This is a genomic window from Actinomyces sp. HMSC065F12, assembly GCF_001814535.1.
GTDB classification, from domain to species: domain Bacteria; phylum Actinomycetota; class Actinomycetes; order Actinomycetales; family Actinomycetaceae; genus Pauljensenia; species Pauljensenia radingae_A.
On the sequence record NZ_KV817007.1, the window covers coordinates 1 to 809 of the forward strand.

General features: G+C 54.8%; 1 protein-coding gene. It reads left to right on the forward strand.

Annotated features, from left to right (window positions below; translation table 11 throughout):
* Positions 1–809, forward strand: an 809-nt coding sequence (locus HMPREF2975_RS08145) for a DEAD/DEAH box helicase family protein (RefSeq protein WP_193600021.1), incomplete at both ends; no start/stop codon positions are given.

Consider the following 809-nt stretch of genomic DNA (forward strand, 5'->3'; position numbering starts at 1 on the left):
GCGTTGAAGAATCCGGCCCATCCGTATCGGCAGAAGTTGAACGCTGATTTTGGTGGCCGTGTTGAGGTGTATTCGAAAGAAGAGCTGCTGGCAGGGCAGAATTTCAGCCCGTCGACCGTGGCTGAGCAGCTGTCAGTGATGGTGCTCTCGTATGATTCGTTCCGCTCACGAACAAAGGACGGACGCAAGGCATACCAAGCTAATGGGAATCTCGCCTCGTTCGCGACCGCGTTTGGTGCCCCGGAGCAGCCGATCGAGAACGCGGATGAAACAGCACTGTTCCAGGTGATTAACCAGTTGAATCCCGTCGTTATCGTGGATGAGTCGCATCACGCGACGAGCTCGTTGAGTCTGGAGATGCTCACGAATTTCAACCCTGCATTCATTCTTGATCTAACCGCAACCCCGAAGCGGCAAGCGAACGTGATCTCGTATGTGGATGCGCTCTCACTTAAGAACGAGAGCATGGTCAAACTTCCGGTCATCGCATACAACCGGGCGTCACAAAAGGATGTCGTTACGGACGCGATCGACCTGCGCCGTTCACTAGAAATCGCTGCTACACAGCAGTATGAAAGTGGTGGCGCTTATATTCGCCCAATCGTGTTGTTTCAGGCTCAGCCAAAGACGAGCGAGGACGCTACATCGTTTGAGCGGCTGCGTGACAAGCTCGTCAAGGCGGGTATTCCTGCCGAGCAGATCGCGATCAAGACCGCCGACGTAAACGAGCTTAAAGGCGTTGACCTGCTCAGCAAGGAGTGCCCGATCAGGTTCATCATCACCGTGAACGCGTTGAAGGAGGGCTGGGA